11 protein-coding genes and 4 pseudogenes are annotated in these 16,058 nt (G+C 58.5%); 7 read left to right on the forward strand and 8 right to left on the reverse strand.

The features are described 5' to 3' along the window. Nucleotides 1-114 precede the first annotated feature (114 nt). Entirely contained in the window at nucleotides 115-462 is a 348-nt protein-coding gene (locus OS035_RS31885; RefSeq protein ID WP_028744190.1) for a hypothetical protein, read from the reverse strand. A 258-nt stretch (nucleotides 463-720) separates the two neighbouring features. Here OS035_RS31885 and OS035_RS31890 point away from each other — a divergent pair, with 258 nt between their 5' ends. From OS035_RS31890 to OS035_RS31910, 5 genes and pseudogenes are all read left to right on the forward strand, one after another. Continuing rightward, nucleotides 721-2,391 (forward strand): IS66 family transposase, encoded by a 1,671-nt coding sequence (locus OS035_RS31890; RefSeq protein WP_331815095.1) that lies wholly within the window; start codon nucleotides 721-723, stop codon nucleotides 2,389-2,391. A gap of 322 nt (nucleotides 2,392-2,713) precedes the next feature. After that, nucleotides 2,714-3,862: a site-specific integrase gene (locus tag OS035_RS31895; protein ID WP_164039727.1), complete on the forward strand. Its 1,149-nt coding sequence runs from the start codon at nucleotides 2,714-2,716 to the stop codon at nucleotides 3,860-3,862. Between the two features lie 222 nt (nucleotides 3,863-4,084). Further along, entirely contained in the window at nucleotides 4,085-4,381 is a 297-nt protein-coding gene (locus OS035_RS31900) for a hypothetical protein (protein ID WP_018068554.1), read from the forward strand. 192 nt (nucleotides 4,382-4,573) lie between these two features. Then, nucleotides 4,574-4,839, forward strand: a pseudogene (locus tag OS035_RS31905) (recombinase family protein); the annotation flags it as partial. Between the two features lie 33 nt (nucleotides 4,840-4,872). Continuing rightward, nucleotides 4,873-4,964 (forward strand): annotated as a pseudogene (locus OS035_RS31910) (integrase); the annotation flags it as partial. A 93-nt stretch (nucleotides 4,965-5,057) separates the two neighbouring features. On the opposite strand, the gene OS035_RS31915 reads toward OS035_RS31910, so the two are convergent. Continuing rightward, nucleotides 5,058-5,429: a hypothetical protein gene (locus tag OS035_RS31915; RefSeq protein WP_130657409.1), complete on the reverse strand. Its 372-nt coding sequence runs from the start codon at nucleotides 5,427-5,429 to the stop codon at nucleotides 5,058-5,060. A 289-nt stretch (nucleotides 5,430-5,718) separates the two neighbouring features. Between OS035_RS31915 and OS035_RS31920 the strand changes: the two genes are divergently transcribed. Beyond that, nucleotides 5,719-6,885, forward strand: a complete 1,167-nt coding sequence (locus tag OS035_RS31920) for an ATP-binding protein (RefSeq protein ID WP_130801241.1) — start codon at nucleotides 5,719-5,721, stop codon at nucleotides 6,883-6,885. Between the two features lie 240 nt (nucleotides 6,886-7,125). On the opposite strand, the gene OS035_RS31925 is transcribed toward OS035_RS31920, so the two are convergent. From OS035_RS31925 to repA, 4 genes are all read right to left on the reverse strand, one after another. Continuing rightward, complete coding sequence (locus OS035_RS31925; protein ID WP_130801243.1) at nucleotides 7,126-7,611, reverse strand: transposase; 486 nt, start codon at nucleotides 7,609-7,611, stop codon at nucleotides 7,126-7,128. 991 nt (nucleotides 7,612-8,602) lie between these two features. Further along, nucleotides 8,603-9,868, reverse strand: coding sequence for a plasmid replication protein RepC (gene repC, locus OS035_RS31930; protein WP_331815123.1), 1,266 nt, complete (start codon nucleotides 9,866-9,868; stop codon nucleotides 8,603-8,605). Between the two features lie 238 nt (nucleotides 9,869-10,106). Then, complete coding sequence (gene repB, locus OS035_RS31935; RefSeq protein WP_331815126.1) at nucleotides 10,107-11,147, reverse strand: plasmid partitioning protein RepB; 1,041 nt, start codon at nucleotides 11,145-11,147, stop codon at nucleotides 10,107-10,109. After that, nucleotides 11,132-12,340: a plasmid partitioning protein RepA gene (gene repA / locus OS035_RS31940; RefSeq protein ID WP_331815129.1), complete on the reverse strand. Its 1,209-nt coding sequence runs from the start codon at nucleotides 12,338-12,340 to the stop codon at nucleotides 11,132-11,134. The genes repB and repA overlap by 16 nt, the downstream gene beginning before the upstream one ends. Before the next feature lie 411 nt (nucleotides 12,341-12,751). Between repA and OS035_RS31945 the strand changes: the two are divergent. Beyond that, nucleotides 12,752-12,995: pseudogene (locus tag OS035_RS31945) on the forward strand (tyrosine-type recombinase/integrase); the annotation flags it as partial. An 809-nt stretch (nucleotides 12,996-13,804) separates the two neighbouring features. Here OS035_RS31945 and OS035_RS31950 read toward each other — a convergent pair. Further along, nucleotides 13,805-14,547 (reverse strand): annotated as a pseudogene (locus OS035_RS31950) (NYN domain-containing protein). Between the two features lie 218 nt (nucleotides 14,548-14,765). After that, nucleotides 14,766-15,980: a plasmid replication protein RepC gene (gene repC / locus OS035_RS31955; protein WP_331815132.1), complete on the reverse strand. Its 1,215-nt coding sequence runs from the start codon at nucleotides 15,978-15,980 to the stop codon at nucleotides 14,766-14,768. Nucleotides 15,981-16,058: the final 78 nt, after the last annotated feature.

Raw genomic sequence — 16,058 nt, forward strand, 5'->3', positions numbered from 1 at the left:
ATCGGCTCGAAGCTTTCGATGCATGGAAAATTGCGGCCTGTGTCGCCTGAATATCCACGAGCCGCTGGCATTTCCAGCCAGAGAAACTTAACGTGACAACACCACCTGAGCGCATCAACGGCGATCTGGCTTGGGAAAGGCAACAACTTTGCTGTTGTCGGATGGGATCGGGCCGGCGGTGTCGAGTACGTGGGCGCCGGTGAGCTTCAGCAGTGTCGGGGAGACATTCCATTGCCGGTCATCCTCGGCATGCACCGTCACCGTCTTCTTGTTGCGACGAATGACGACACCACGGACCGGGACACCGCCAGGGCCTTCGAACATCACGCCGATTCCGACCCTGATATCCTGCAGGGCTGCCGCGGTTCTTTGGTGATGCAGAAACTGCAGACGCTCGACGATGCGGGCGTTGAGTTCGATGAGGGTTGCCTCGTCCAGGCTGTCGATATCGATTTGCCGCATGCGCGTCGCCCTACCCTCCTGTTCATCCCAAAGGCCACCATGCCAATCTTCGCACCCGCAGGCAATGTCGTTCAAGAATTTGCCCGCTATCAGGCACTGCCACCAAATCAGCCCCGGTTACCCCGCAGGGTACGTGGGGCAAAATCCATGGCGGCGTTTTGGTGAGCGGTCATAGAAGTGTGCATAACCGCGCGCTTTGAGAAGTGATTGCTAGTCTGGGGATTCTCAAGCCGGGGCAAATCATGATTCGATTCTGCCATGAAGAAACGGCTCCCCTCCCCCGAGCATGCCGACACGCTTTCACTGAATGCGTTGCGCGGATTGGTGACGGGTCTTCTGGAACGGTCGCAGCAGGCAGAAGCCCGGCTTGCGAAGCTTGAGGCCGACAACATCCAGCTGCGGGAGGAAAACGCCGCCCTTCGGCTGGAGAATACCCGCCTGAAACTCGAGAACCAGCTGTTGCGCGACGAGATCGCCCGGCTGAAAAATCTGCCGCCGCGCCCGCCGTTTCGCGCCTCCGGCATGGAGAGGGCAACGGAGGCCTCTCCAGCAAACCATGTGGCCGGCAGGAAAAAGCCGCGGGGTCCGAAGCTGGATGTGGATCGGGTCAGCCGGCAGGAGATCCTGCGCATCGATGCTCCGTCCGGCTCGCGCTTCAAGGGATATAGAAGCGTCTACGTCCGAGACCTGGTGCTCAAGGCGGAACTCGTGCACTACCGCCGTGAATGCTGGGTGACACCGGATGGAAAGACGGTTCTCGCTCCCTTGCCGGCCGGGATCATAGGTGGCTATGGCGCCAACCTCCGGCGGCTTTGCCTGATGCTGCACGCACAAGGACAGGTGACGACGCAGCGGTTGACGACATTGCTGAACGATGTCGGGATCGCCATCTCCAAGCGTCAGATAGTGCGGCTTCTCACCAGGCAGCTGGAGGGCTTCGTCGCCGAGGATGCCGCACTGCTGCATGCCGGTCTCGTGGCGTCGCCTTATGTGACGGTTGACGACACCGGCGCGCGGCATTCCCATAATAACTATTACACCACACAGATCGGCGGTGCGGATTTTACCGTCTTTCGCACCACGAAATCGAAGTCACGCCTGAACTTTCTGTCCCTGCTGCGCGGCGGCTATCAGGATTATGTGCTGGGTGACGCCGCATTCGATTATCTGAAAGAACGTCGCGGCAATCCGCCCGTAGTCCATGGGCTTCGGACGTTTGAGCCGCAACACTTCTGCAACCAGGTACCGTTCATCGCGCCTCTGGCTGACAAAGGTGTCGATATTCTCAACCGCCAGGAGATCGGCACCCTTGCCGAAGCAGGGCTTTGGGGCTCCATCCGCCATCACGGCCTGATGGCAAATACGGTGATCGTGTCCGACGATGCCGGACAGTTCCGTGTCGGCAATCATGCACTGTGTTGGGTCCATACTGAGCGCCTTCTGCAAAAGCTGATGCCGACCACTGCAAAGGAGGAGCGGCTGGTCACGATGGTCCGAGATCTCGTCTGGCGTTTCTATAAAGCGCTGAAAGCCTACCAGCAGTGCCCTTCCCCCCAGTCCGCTCCCGCATTCCGACGACGGTTCGATAGGATCTTCACACTACGTACGGGTTATGAAGCACTCGACACGCTTCTCGAGCGACTGCATCGCAGGAAGAACGAGCTGCTAAAGGTGCTCGAGTATCCCGGCATCCCGCTCCACACCAATGCCTCCGAAAATGCCTTACGGACGTTTGTCACGAAGCGGAAGATCTCCGGTGGCACAATGAGCCAGGATGGCCGTGTTGCGCGCGATGTCATGCTCGGCCTGATGAAGACCTGCCAAAAGCTCGGCCTTTCCTTCTACCATTATCTCGGTGACCGGCTTGGGATCGGCAGTGAAGATCACCCCATCCCGTCTCTCCCGGCCACCATCCTTGCCCGGCCTTAAACGCTGGAGCCACCAACGGTCATCAGCGCTCGACGCTTCTGCCTGCCAAACCGGCAGCGCCATCGAATCTGCCCCACTTACCCCGCAGGATGCCGAGATTGGCAATTTGGCGAGATCGTAAGACATTGAAAATATAGTAAAACCGTCATTAACCAGAAGCGATATGGATGCTAGCTTCCGTCATCGCTCGGGATTTCCTGCGACATTTTCACCAACGATAAGTACTGGTTATCGATGGTAGATTGATTTTGCCCCGCAAATCAGGAAGGATCGGTGCAAATCGCGGTCCAGGAGGCCGCCGAAACAGTTTTTTGGAGCGTCCGTGACCAAACTCAAAACATCACTGACCGCCGTCGAGCGTCGCGCCGAGGAGCTCGACACGATCGCCGCCGTGCTGCCGCTGGAACGCCGCGACGAACTCGCCGAGCTGCTCACCGACCACGACGTCGAGACGCTGCGCCATCTCGTCAACCAGGGCATGGGCGACAACACATTGCGGGCCCTGACCTCCGATCTCGCTTACCTCGAAGCCTGGGGATTGGCGGCGACCGGGCGCTCCCTTCCCTGGCCGGCGCCCGAAGCACTGCTGTTGAAATTCGTCGCCCATCACCTCTGGGACCCGCAACACCGCGAGACCGATGCCGATCACGGCATGCCGGCCGATGTCGACCAAAACCTTCGAAGCCAGGGGTTTCTCAAGTCCGTCGGCCCGCACGCGCCAGCCACCGTGCGCCGGCGGCTGGCCAACTGGTCGACGCTGAGCAAATGGCGCGGTTTTGACGGCGCCTTCGCCTCGCCTGCCCTTAAATCAGCCATCCGCCTGGCCGTGCGCGCGGTCCCCCGGACCCGGCGGCGCAAGAGCGCGAAAGCCGTGACCGGCGATATTTTGGCAATGCTTCTCGCCACCTGCGCAACCGACAGCCTGCGTGATGTCAGGGATCGCGCCATCCTGATGGTCGCGTTTGCCTCCGGTGGTCGCCGGCGCAGCGAGATCGCTGGACTGCGCCGCGAGCAGCTGACCGTCGAGCCGCCGATCGAGGTGCCCGACGGGCCTCCCCTCCCCTCTCTCGCCATCCATCTCGGCCGTACCAAAACCACCACCGGCGAGCAGGACGATATCGTCTATCTGACCGGTCGGCCGGTAGAGGCGCTCATCGCCTGGCTGCAGGCTGCGAAGATCGACAATGGCAGTGTGTTTCGGGCGATCGGGCGATGGGGGACTGTTTCGCGACGGGCGATCGATCCGCAGTCGGTCAACGCGATCATCAAGCAGCGGGTGGAACTGGCTGGATTAGACCGTGGGGAGTTTTCCGCACACGGGCTACGATCTGGATATCTGACCGAGGCGGCAAACCGTGGCATCCCCCTGCCCGAGGCGATGGAGCAGTCCCGCCACCGCTCAATTCAACAAGCGTCAGGTTACTACAACAACGCGATACGTCGAAGCGGGCGGGCTGCTCAAATGGTGTGATATATGACGTTCGTATGCGACGCGCGGATGCAGCGCTCTTCTGTCACGGAGGAAGGTGGCCGCTGATCGCCCAGCATCCCATGCCGAGGCGGGGAATTTCGCGGCCGTCCCAGACAGTCACCAGCGCTTCACGCCGCGCTCAATTCCTGACATATTTGCAGAGAGACAGCCAACCGTCATGGATATCGCGTCTTGAACTTGGAAACACGTGAAAAAAGGAACATGCGCGCACCTACCGGGTCCGTCACAGGGCTCTGCTCGGCGTCCGCCACAATGTTTGCAGTCGGAATGGCCTTTCTGGGTTACTGGGGGGTGTATGAACATGGGGCTTGGCATTCATTCGACTATTTTGTGATGGTTCTGGCTATCATCGGATTTGCAGCACTTGGGTCCGTGCCTTGGATTGTGACTACACCTGTAGCGGAGGAGGATGCAGACAAAGTCGTCGTCGCCAGGCGAGCGATGGTACTGGGGACGGCGTTAATCTGGATGGCCGTCTGTATTGCCCTATTTACCTGAATTGCCCTGCGTGACCCCATGCGACCGCAAGATGGATCCACTTGAAGCGATAAGGCCCGACCGAGCATTTCCCCCTGGGCCGCTGCCCCTCCCCGTCGCGAAGTAGGCTGCTCGTCAGTGGCCATGAAATGCGCGACATGCTCTCACTATCTTGATCACAAAACACGAGCGGAAAGGGTCATTTTCTCACGCCCAGGTCTTCCAGAACGGCGACCGGAAGCAATTAAAGCGGTGCCGCAAGAGCGCGAGAAACTCTATCTAGGTGAGCTCATGGCGTGGGCGCGACGTGGCTGCCGATGGTGTGACAATTCCGGCCTCAACACAGTTGGGACAGGGTGGTTCGGGTCCTCAAGCGCCGCGGCCATGATTGGACCGTCGAGCGCCTCCGTCGCACCGTTCATCTTATGGTCCGCGAAAAGCTCGCTGAAAAAGAACTCCTGGCCCGGTCGCCTCGCCAATGGTGATGGTTTTGGGTCGCAGCTCGGCGAAAGCAGCAGTCCCTTCATAAATCGGTGCGCAGGCTGCAAGCTACTACAACAACGCAGAACAGAAGAACGGGCGGACCGCAAGGCTGGTAATTTGAAGGAACTGACCCTCAAATCACGGTTGGTGCAAAAGTGCTGCGAGGGCAATTCAGGTCGCCCTCGTGGAACGCTGGAAGCCTACCTGGTCTACATCAACGCCAGCCACTGTAATAACGATAGCCTGAGCCGTCAAAATCGCGATAGCCGGAGTTGTCCTCATAACGCGGACCACCGCTATAACGGTAGCCCGGGTCACCGCGATAACCGACATTACCTTCATAGCGCGGGCGGCCGCTGTAGCGATAATCTGCACCATCATCATACCGCGGACGATCCCTGTCCTCGATGAGAGCACCGGCAACCAGTCCGCCAATGAGCCCAGCCGCCAGCCCACCAACGATGGCAGCACCCCTGTCGCCGTGCCGGTGCTCACGATAATCATGTGCGCTCGCGGAGCCATAGGACGTGAAGATGCTGCCGGTCGCGACCAGTGTGGCAAGTGTCGAGAGAATGATCTTTTTCATCGGCTACTCCATCAAAGCCTGTGTTGGGAGGTAAGGCTCTTTCTGGTGACTTGATGACATTAGCGTGCTGAACAGGCTGTGAATGTTGCGTTTCGCTGTCGTTCATCGACCGTTGGAGTTAGGGCGCCACGCCATCGGCCGTGGGTTAAAGATGGCGTTCCGAACGACCGGCGCGGCGAGCCGTTAGGCGCACAGCAATGTGAACGCCGCGCGACGCGCCAACTGACGCAGCCCAAACATCAAACATGTAATCCTTGCAATTGCGGAATTATCCTCCATAAATGCAAGGATGATTGAACGTCGAATATCTACAAAACTGATTGAGTTGATCGATTCGAGCCCCGCCGTTGCGCTCATTGGCCCGCGTCAGGTCGGCAAGACGACGCTGGCGCTCGCCATAGCCGAACAGCGCCCATCAATCTATCTCGACCTGGAATCGGATGCCGACCGCGCCAAACTCACCGAGCCGGAACTATATCTCAGCCAGCACAGCGACAAGCTCGTTATCCTGGATGAGGTTCACCGGCTACCAAATCTTTTTCAGAATTTGCGTGGGCTTATCGACCGGGGCCGGCGAAATGGAAGGAAGGCTGGCCATTTCCTGCTGCTCGGGTCCGCATCCATCGATCTATTGAAACAGTCGGGTGAGACGCTGGCAGGTCGCATCGCCTACCTTGAAATGGGTCCGATCGACGGCCTGGAAGTGCCAGTTGACGATCTGTATACGCTATGGGTGCGAGGCGGCTTCCCGGATAGTTTCCTAGCAGCGAGTGATCGTGAAAGCCAGCGCTGGCGGCAAGACTTTATACGAACCTATCTGGAACGAGACATTTCCTTGCTTGGTCCTCGCATTCCAGCCGAGACATTGCGGCGCTTCTGGACCATGCTCGCGCATCACCAATCCGGACTGCTAAATGCCGCGGAATTTGCGCGTTCGCTCGGCGTCGATGGCAAGACGGTCGCCTCCTATCTCGATCTCCTGGTTGATCTACTCCTCGTACGACGCCTAGAGCCCTGGCACGCGAACATTGGCAAACGCCTGGTCAAATCACCGCGGGTCTATGTTCGCGATAGCGGCATCACCCACACCCTTTTGGGACTGACCACTCAGGAGGACCTGCTCGGGCACCCGGTCGCCGGAGCAAGCTGGGAAGGGTTCGTGATCGAGACCTTGATTGCAGCAGCGCCGCCCGGAACTCAGAGCAATTTTTATCGAACGTCGGCTGGTGCCGAGATCGACCTTCTTCTAACGCCCCCGGGCGAACGACCTTGGGCTATCGAAATCAAGCGGAGCCTGACACCGAAACTCGAGAAAGGCTTCTATCTTGCATGTGAAGATCTCGACCCGGCACGACGCATCGTCGTTTACCCTGGGCAGGAAACTTTCCCCCTAAAGCACGATGTGGAAGCAATGCCGCTAGCCTCGATAGGCAAAGCTCTGATTAGTCTTACTTAGCGAATAGATAGATGCATATCGCCTAGAGAAGCCCCCATGATCTTCGTCTTTCCCATGCCTGTGTGCCCAGGTTCTCGTCTCCCGATCAATCTGACTTGAGCGGCCGGACTTCCAGAAAAAGCCCCCTCACCTATACCTCCGGCAATGTTTCAAACGGATCGAGTGCCTGAACGCCCAAAGGCCCGAAATGGCGCATATTGCGGGTCAAGACCGTGAATCCATGCACTTTAGCCGTGGCGGCTATCGCAATGTCTTCCAAACCCGGCTGGTGGGCGCGAGCGTCATCAACAATCCGGCCAGCAGCTGCGCGCATCTCAGATCGAACGGTAACAGCTTTTGCGCGTAGAGATATTCTATGCTCTCCCACAATCTTTTAACTCCGGTGCCTTGGTGGTCGCGCCTTCCTGTTCGGCTTTGCTGTCCGACAAGCCGCTCCAGTTCCGTAATCCGCGCAAGCGCTCTCAAGAGTTCGTCGCTCGAGGAAGACTGCAGCGCGCCAGCTTCCGGTTGCGCATGGCTCGCTGCTGCGCCTCGCTGCGGACGTCCGCCTTCTCGCAACGCCGACGCTCCGCCAACTCGAAACTGCGTTTGCCACTGATAAAGGCCTTTGCGCGAAATCCCCAACTCGCGAGCAAGCTTGCTCACATTGGCGCCTGCAGCCATTCGCTGAACCACTGCCAGCTTAACCTCGCGACTGAACCGCCGCCCAGGATCGTCCGTCCTCATTAGTCCTCCTAACGGAGAACGCTTTTGTCTCAAAATCGGGGGGCACTACACACTGCAAAAGGTAACAGCTGTTACCTTTTGAGTCCCTCGTATTGAAATCGCGTGGTTCGCCCAACGCGAGCGATAAAAACATTCAGTTGATGTCCCGGCCAAACGGGTGTGTCGACCGGACCCTGCCACGGCCCTCTCCGTCCGTGGATAAGCAGCTTACGTCGGATAGAGGAGGGAAAACGAGGCGACAATAGGCACCCCCACCCGTCCATCTCTCCCGGGCGAGACGGCCTACAGCACCCACACCCGCAAGCGCCATTACCGGCCTTCCTGTGACCACTTCTGCTTGGCGGGTGCCGCACACCCCGACTGAAGTTCGGTCCCTCTAGGCAGCAATGCACAATGATCTCCAGCGGGGCACAAGCGGGACGAAACAGGTGGCATAGCTTCCTGAATGAACATTCGAAGACCTCCTTCGCCTATGCCCTCCAACACCCATGTTCTTCTTCGAGCCGAGTAGCTCCAAGGACGCGCAAAGCTTTTCACCGCCGAAAGCATGAAGCACGCAGGCAGGGAGCGAGATCGCAAACGCCAGAACCGTCGGCGCTGACTCCGTGATCGATACTGAACAATCAACGGCGACACATTCACATCGGAGGGTGTTCAAGATCGGCAGCCAGGCAGGGTCTTTCAGTGGACACGAGGAATGGCGCTAATCGGCCACGGCTTTGTCGGAAGATACTTCAGTGCAGTTGTCAGCCCTCTCCGTCGTGTTGCGGAAGCCAGATGGAACATGGCTGCATCGACGGCGGGGGCAAACGGATACCCGACGAAACGACCACTCTTTCTGCATGCGCCGCTCCATTGCCGCCCATCCGACCCAGATGGCAAGGCCACGCCCTTGAACTCGATCTATTCCTGTAGCGGCTACAACGCAAACTCGGCGCGATTGACCCGTTCCGCAAGCCCAAGGGCGGAGTAACAGCTGTTACTTTTTCGCCTATCTATTCCGCGTGTTCATCTCGCTTTCGGCAAGACCGTAAAGGCTTTTTGAGAGGTGAAGACTTCCATCGACCGCCCGGTCGACCATTGCACGGAAATAGCCCCCGGGCTTTGCAATCAGCTCCGGGTCACGCAAGGATTTTTCGAGCACGGTCGCCAAGATGGCGGACGCAGCATAACGGCCGACCCTCCCGACACCGTCTACCCATGCAGCTTCCGACAGGCCGATCATGCGCCGCATCATTTCCGCCGCCCCGACGACATCGGACCATCCGTCAAACTCCACGCTGACACATTCCTGCGCCGCGCGGCACCCAACCTGCAGCAAGCCAACCGGCACTGCAGCTAGAACGGCACCTTGGATATCACCAACCGTCTTTTCCGCCTGCCGCAATCGGGATTGCATGTCACCCGCCGCCGCTTCAGGCTTATTTTCATAAGCCATTTCGACGGCGGAGCCGTCGTCAGTGGTAATTGTGTCTCGCTCGTTAGAGCCGGTCCGTTGATTACTATCAGGAAGGTCTTTAGGGGTTGTATTAATAATAGAGGTGACGCGGATGTCACCCGCGCATGACATATTATGTTCCTGGAAGCGTTGCTCCGCGTACTCAAGAACCTCTGCGTGCAGTGATTCGAGGCCGCTGGCCTGTTCTGCCCGGCCAACGACGCCGTTGATGATTGCTTGCGCAGCACTCCTCCAGAGGCCTGCCTTTTCCGGGAACGCCTCGCAAGCGTCGATGATTGCTCTGGAAAGCCGCGTGACCGCACGACGTGCATCCTGGCTGGCCTTGAGTTCCCTCTGGTAGTTCTCGACGCTCTCCCTGATCTCCGCGAGCCGTACGCGCGCCGGCGTGAAATCAAGCCCGAAGCCGCTGGCAACCATCCCGTCATTGTCGCGGTACACGAAGCGCCGGCCGGTCGGACTGTCGCGGTAGGCGGCGATCCCAGCCTCAACGATCCTGCGCAGGCAACGCGTCACTGTGCGCTCAGAGCGCAGCGTATATTCGGCGAGCTTGGCGTTGGAGATTGCAACGATCGGTCGCCCGGCCCCTTTCCAGTCATCGGCGCGCGAGAGGCCAAGGAGAATATCCAGGACATGATAGGTCGTGCCGTCGATCCCAAGGATCGGCGCTGCCTTTTTTAACAGGAGAGAGATCTCCGACTTCGAAGTGTCCGGTATGTCGTTGGCCATCGCCATCCGCGCGCTTGCGAGAATGGCCGGACTGACGCGTCTGAACGATGCGATTGCCGTTGCTTCTGTCATGGGCTAGCTGCCCGCAACGCCTTGGCGTGCGGCTCCATCGAGATTCTTGTTGATGAAAGCCAGCAGACGGACACAGTTTTTCATTCCCGGCTGTTACGCAGGGGTTGATTGTGCCAGCGGCCCGTGACAGAATCAGTCTGTAAGAGCTGATGTCGATAGGACGCTTTCGTACTGTCGGCTAGGATTCCAAGGGTTTGCCGATTGCCGTCGGTAGGCCCTTTCCTATTTCTGAATTAGCCTACCCCATCGGCGCCTCTCCCGTTTGCTTTCGGTACTCCTCCACCAGCGCCGGAAGCCTTTCGACGAGCCAGGCCGACAGGCCGGGCACCTTGCTTTCCGGAATCGTGATAAGCGTTGAAGAACGCGAAGATTTCGCGGTGATCGTGGCGCCGCCGCCGACGTCGACCGCTTCGCCCTGGTTTCGTCTGGCCGCCTTGTTTTCGAGCGCGCTCATCAGCGCAGCGAAGCGCTGATCGCTCGTGGCAGCGGCCCATACAGCCGTCGAGGACACCTTATCAATGATCGCGTGGACGGCGGCCGGAGCCTTCCCATCCTTGAATTGGGCGGCGAGCTTTTCCCACTTGGGGCGGCCGATCGAGGGAGCCGGACCAATTCTGCCGATCAGTTCGGCGGGGACCTGTTCCGCGATTCCAATCAGCATCGAAACGTAGGTCAGCTTGCCATCTGCCCTGCCGAGCGCGGCGGCGATCGTTTCCCGCCGGAAGCCGCGCGCCTTGAGCGTCGCGGCAAAGAACGCCTGCTCGATGAAGGAGAGATTGGCGCGTTCGGTATTCTCGATACCTTGAGCGACCACCAGTTCATCGTCGGAGAGATCGCGGACGATCGCTTTCACCGGCCGTTCAAGGATCTGACAGGCGCGCAAGCGCCTGTGGCCGTACGCAACCTGAAAGTAGCCCTGCCTGTCGGGGGAGGGGCGAACAAGAATGGGAAGTCTTTGGCCGCTTTCCCGAATGCCCTCGACGAAACCGTGAAACTGCGAATCTCCCTCGATATCGAGGCGGTCCCTGACAAAGGAGGGAACGACAAGAGCGGAGTCAATTTCGACAATGGCTTCAGAGCCCCTCAATTGCAGGCGGAGGCGTTCATTCTCCTCTTCGACGGCAACGAAGGCCCGGTCCATCGATTTGACGGCTCCAGATCCGACTTTCACCGCGGGCCCAGCTGAGATTTGCTTGGCAAGCTCCACGGAATCGACATTCGCGAACAGACTTTTCATCCGACTGCAGCGTTCTTTGGCATTTGTCATGACCGCCCCCATACCGATTTGAGGTGGTTGAAGATCTCGAGATTGACCGCGTCGACGGAATTCAGGGCGCGCGTAAGCGTGTCCCGACCAACCGAACCACGCGCCATTTCGTAAAGGCTCTTCCTCTCAAGGCCGGCGCTGGCGATTGCGGTCGTGTCCACCACCGCTGGCGCCAGCACGTCCTCGCCGAACAGGGAGCGCAGAAGCGCGACGACGTTCACCTGCGGAACGTCGTTCGGATTGTGCCTGATGATGACATATCGGATGAAATCGTGTTCCAGAATACCGCCACGCTCCTCGATGACGCGCATGACATCGCTCATCATCGCCAGGAACTGGTTCATGCTGGCAACGTCGATCATCGCCGGATGAACGGTGATCAGCAGCGAGGTCGCAGCACAAAGCGCGCCCAGGGTCAGATAGCCCAGTTGCGGCGGCGCGTCGATCACGACGACATCGTAGTCTTCCTCGACGCTGTTTATGACGGCGCCGAGCCGCCGGAAGAAGATCCCGTCGCCGCGGCCGCCGCCGCTTGCGATCGCCTGCGGCGTCCTATGCTCGTATTCCATGAGCTCCAGGTTGCCCGGTACGAGATCGATTCCGTCAAAATAGGTATTGCGAATGACGTCGCGTATCGGTCGGCGGTTGTCGTCGTCATAACGAATCGCCGCATATATGGTCTCGTTGTCGCTGACATCGAACTCCGGCTGATAGCCGAACATGGCCGACAAGGATGCCTGCGGGTCAAGATCGATCGCGAGCACCCGCAGACCCGTCAGCGCAAGATAGTGGGCGAGATGAACGGTCGTCGTCGTTTTGGCCGATCCACCCTTGAAGTTCGCAACCGCGATAACCTGCAACTTCTCACCGGGACGCCGGCGCGGCAAGAAATCCAAAGCTTTCATGGGCCGCTTCACCGCCAGGTGTCGACGGATCTCATTGACCTGGGAGAGCGTGTAGGTCCTGCGGCCATTCTCCCGCCTCTCGGGCATCGCACATTCGCCGTCCAACGACATCTGTCGAAGGGTCGATTCCGCGATCCCAAGCATGGTGGCCACGTCGCGCGATTTAAACATGCGCAACGATTTCATGGCTTCCGGCGAATACAAATCGGTGCGAAGAGACTGCAACTGCGCTGACAACATCTGCGATTGGCGTGTAATCTTCGCAGCGGAGGTTTCGCTTGATGGCCTGGATGTCTTCATTTGATCCCTTTTTACGTCACGATGGTTTTAAACCGACAATCGCGATTTTTCCGTCGCTGACTGTTACAGTTATCGCATGCGTCGTCAAACGTTCTTTGGTTAATGACAAAAATGTATTGGTGACAGGCTGCCGGCAATGTGTTGCAGGCGTTCTCCATTGGGGGTGCGACCCAATGTCGGCCGACCCCATCGGCGTGCAACGCGGCGTCGCCATCAGCCCTGACCCCAAACTGCGGGTACGCCGACAGGCACTAGGGGCGCCCGTCTTAAGAATATGGAAAATATTTGCGCGACTCGCAGACTTGCGACTGGAACCAACCCGCTGCTTTCCGCAAACCAGGATTCGCAGACCCGCCCAATTCGGACCCAAATGAAGCTGATAGCACTCAAGACGATGAAATCGCGCAAGGACGCCGCGCCATTGATCCACAGTCGGTCAACGCGATCATCAAGCAGCGGCTGGCAATGGCAGGGTTGGACAGTGGGAAAGTTTTCCGCGCATGGTCTACGCTCGGGATTTCTGACCGAGGTTGCCAACCGTGGGATTCCGCTCCCCGAGGCCATGGAACAGTCGAGACACCGCTCCGTTCAGCAAGCCTCGAGTTATTACAACAATGTCACGCGGCGAAGCGGACGCGCTACGCGTATGCTCTGAAGGCTGCTTTCTGCTCTAGTGGTCAGAAATGGGTTACAGACAGCCAATTTTTGCTAACACTTTCCCCGAGAGAGATGGGGCGAGCGATGAACCGAGATTGAGTTGAAGTACGTCTACGTTGCAGCGTGACCTTTACCCCTTCAGCTCTCCTTGCAAAGAGGGGAATTTTCGACAGCGTCGGATCAATTGCCACGTTTGCTAAGTCCGCGCGTCTGCCCCCTCACGCCATGGGCGCCGGATGCTTCCTCCCTGTCACAAAATGGCGGGCGGCGGACGATAGAAGCAAGTGCGTGCAGCCTTTGTACCTTCGCTCGCTCGGTGTCGGTCAAGTTGATATGCCTTCAGCGGGCGCGGCTGGAGCATAGGGAACCGGGGATGCTGCTTGGTCTGCATCCTCTCAGCAGCATCGAAATTAAATGCGTCGACGGCCTTCTTGAGGCCGGCCGGCTCCATGACCAAGACGATTGGCGCGATTTCGTGAACCAATGGTCGACAAGGATGGCGCAAATCGTAGTGACGGATGTGGCGTCGTCCTGCCAGCGCAAGAACAAGCCCAGGGCTCCGATAGTGACTAACAGCATGGCGTTCGTCGGGCCTAAACGGTTTGGGAGGAGGTGAACCGCTTGAACACTCTAAAGGTAATGCTGCAACGCAAAACGTTGAAGTCGCGGGTTTGCACCGCGTACATATCTCGGCCTGCAAAAAGGATAGGCCGGGCGAACCTGGTCCATCCGACCCTTCACATTGCAGATAGACTGGTCCTGCAGCTTGTCCGCAGATAGCTTGCGAACTCGCGATCATTTATCTGCTCAAGGGTAATTTTCCGGCCGTCGTTGAGGCCCCACATGCCGGCCCGCTCCAACCTCGGGCTGGCGAACCTCGAACTGGTTCGTCTTGCGGATAAGTTCGCTGAGTTTTCGGAAGCCGAATGTATGCGGGTCGAAATCCGGCGCGAGGTTCAACAACTGCTTGCCGACGGTGCCCAGGTTGACCCAGCCGTCATCACGATCCTCCTGGGACAGTACCTTCTTGATCACCGGCACCGCCGATGTTGCCGGCTGGAGCGGCTTGTCGCTGGAAGCGGTATTCTCCTCGTCCTTAATCGCACCAGGAAGCAGGTTTTCGGTATAGACGAACCGCCGGCAGGCCTGGCGAAAACTTTCCGGTGTCTTCTGCTCGCCAAAGCCGAATACATTGGCGCCCTGCTCACGGTTCCGGGCGGCAAGCCGCGTGAAATCCCTGTCCGGGGACACTGGGCAGAAGCCGTCGAACCGACCGCTGTGCAGCAAATCCATTGCATCGATGACCAAAGCGATATCGGAAGCATTTTTCCCGTCGTATACGCAAATTGCTGCTGCGGGATAATCGCGTGCTTTGCGAGCACGTTCGCCCAACCCTTGGAGCGGGTGCCGGAAAAATCACCGTAGATGCGACGCACGCTCGCCTCCCCGATTTTGGCTACCTCTTCGAACAGCCCGTTGGCGATTTTAGCGGATGTATTGTCCGCACCAATCAGAACAGCCAGGCGCGGAGATCGAGTTTCAGACGGCATAGCTGTTCCTCATTTTTAAAACGGTTTCGAAGGCCAGCAGACCACGGCTCGGACCCGGCAAGGAACTTCATTTAACTTGCCCATCGGACCGCGCGAAAACCTGCCTTGTCGGATGATGTCAGTAGCCGCCAGCCGAGATGATCTACCCTTCCCCGCTCCACCACCCGCCGATACGAAAAACCCTGACAGCTGTCAGGGTTTTTCGTATCGCTCAGCTCCTAGCCGACGGCTCTAACGCCTTGCCCATGCGCTCTCAACAGCGCCATAAGAACCGGCCCCAACGAAAATTCGCCCCGTACCGCCTTCCGTGTCAGGTCTCGCAGATATCCGCCAGGCGAGTTGATGTGCCCTGCCCGCTCAAGGATGCAGGCGATCGCCGTGGCCGCACTTTCCGGCCCCATCACCTCGCAGGCCTCCTGATAGGCTGACGGGCTGACGCCCAGCATGGACCGGACGACCACCGCTGCACCCATCAACTCGCGCCAACTTCCGATCGTACCACCCGGGCCATATATCGCGATCTCGGGGCAAGCCCGTATCACCATGCCAAGTTGAAAATTCCGGATTGGCTTCCCCTTCGGCCGATCATCGTCCACCGCCTTTGCGCCCTGCTCGTTTTCAGAGCGAGGTTCAAGTTCATTGATGGATTCGGTGTTTGAATTCTGTATGTGACGCTCATTTTGGTCACCATTGGTGCTGTTATTTTCGCGTTTTTTCTGCACTTCCAAGATGTTGACCCCCTCCTGCAGCAGGAGTTCCATCTCGTCCAGGATTGAATTCACATCACTGAGCGTCGGAGCGCGCGGAATCCTGCCTACGAGGTCGACATACATCGCCTCGATGTTTCCCCAGTTGCCTGACGCTCCTTCCTCGATTGCGGCAGAAATGAGCTTTCGAACGTCACGCCGGCATATTGTCAAATTCTCCTTCGCCCGACGGAGGGCGAAACGATCTGCAACGACCTGTTGCGCCATCATGGCAAGCTCATCTGTTCGCATGAGCAACGGTGACAGATCAAAGCCGAATGCGCTATCGATCGCACCCGCCTTGTCCTTCCGGGGGTAGCGCTTTCCATTCGGGCTGTCCTTCCGCACGATCAGTCCTGCCTCAACGAGAAGGGCCAGATGTCTGCGAAGCGTAGCGCCGGCGATACCGTGGGCTCGCAGCGTTAATTGCGCGTTGGACGGAAAAACGATGAGCTGCGCATCCTGGCGCAATTCGTTGTCTGGATGAAAGCTCAGGAGCGCGTCAAGGACGGCCAGGCTGCGATCCTGCAGCCCAAGCAGCTCCCTTGCTTCGGATGCGTCCCGAAAGACTTTCCATTTGTCCGCTGTCTTGCCCGGATTGATTTTACTCGTCTCGATTTGCCGCTTCACCAGGGCAAGCGTCACCGGTCGCCGCCCAAAGGGCGTCGTCACACTTCCAATCTGCATTTTCTTCACCTTCAAAAAGGCAAAAGAAACCCGCTCACCAAATTACGGTGCCAAAGACTCTTGACTGGGATTCGGGGA

It is taken from the genome of Rhizobium sp. 268, from assembly GCF_036571585.1.
GTDB classification, from domain to species: domain Bacteria; phylum Pseudomonadota; class Alphaproteobacteria; order Rhizobiales; family Rhizobiaceae; genus Rhizobium; species Rhizobium redzepovicii.

Coding starts and splice junctions, on each gene's coding strand:
- OS035_RS31885 (WP_028744190.1), bottom strand. CDS start 462: ATGCGGCAAATCGATATCGACAGCCTGGACGAGGCAACCCTCATCGAA.
- OS035_RS31890 (WP_331815095.1), top strand. CDS start 721: ATGAAGAAACGGCTCCCCTCCCCCGAGCATGCCGACACGCTTTCACTG.
- OS035_RS31900 (WP_018068554.1), top strand. CDS start 4,085: ATGCGCGCACCTACCGGGTCCGTCACAGGGCTCTGCTCGGCGTCCGCC.
- OS035_RS31915 (WP_130657409.1), bottom strand. CDS start 5,429: ATGAAAAAGATCATTCTCTCGACACTTGCCACACTGGTCGCGACCGGC.
- OS035_RS31920 (WP_130801241.1), top strand. CDS start 5,719: ATGATTGAACGTCGAATATCTACAAAACTGATTGAGTTGATCGATTCG.
- OS035_RS31925 (WP_130801243.1), bottom strand. CDS start 7,611: ATGAGGACGGACGATCCTGGGCGGCGGTTCAGTCGCGAGGTTAAGCTG.
- repC (WP_331815123.1), bottom strand. CDS start 9,868: ATGACAGAAGCAACGGCAATCGCATCGTTCAGACGCGTCAGTCCGGCC.
- repB (WP_331815126.1), bottom strand. CDS start 11,147: ATGGGGGCGGTCATGACAAATGCCAAAGAACGCTGCAGTCGGATGAAA.
- repA (WP_331815129.1), bottom strand. CDS start 12,340: ATGAAGACATCCAGGCCATCAAGCGAAACCTCCGCTGCGAAGATTACA.
- repC (WP_331815132.1), bottom strand. CDS start 15,980: ATGCAGATTGGAAGTGTGACGACGCCCTTTGGGCGGCGACCGGTGACG.